General features: G+C 48.6%; 1 pseudogene. It reads right to left on the bottom strand.

The annotated features are described in order from the left end of the window. Positions 1-250 (bottom strand): annotated as a pseudogene (locus QN347_RS20325) (hypothetical protein); the annotation flags it as partial. Between the last annotated feature and the right edge of the window lie 7 nt (positions 251-257).

The following is a 257-nucleotide window of genomic DNA, read 5'->3' as shown; positions in this document are numbered from 1 at the left end:
ATTTGACCTTGCGCGCCATCCGGCCTTTTTCATATTTATCGGCTAACTGGCCCGAGCTGGCAGAAAACAGCACAAATGGCAGAATGAATAAGCCCGGTATCAATTGATTGAGTAAGCCGACATCGAGCGTGGTCCAATGCAAGGCATCGAAGGTCAATACCGTCAGTAAGGCAGTTTTGAAGACATTGTCGTTGAAAGCACCGAGAAATTGGGTCCAAAAAAACGGCGCGAAACGCCGTTGCTTGAGCAGCGTAAAC

It is taken from the genome of Sphingomonas sp. 10B4 (assembly GCF_035019905.1).
Taxonomy (GTDB): Bacteria; Pseudomonadota; Alphaproteobacteria; order Sphingomonadales; family Sphingomonadaceae; genus Sphingomonas; species Sphingomonas glacialis.
Note: the sequence above shows the minus strand (reverse complement) of the source record. Positions and strands in the feature narration are given on the sequence as shown.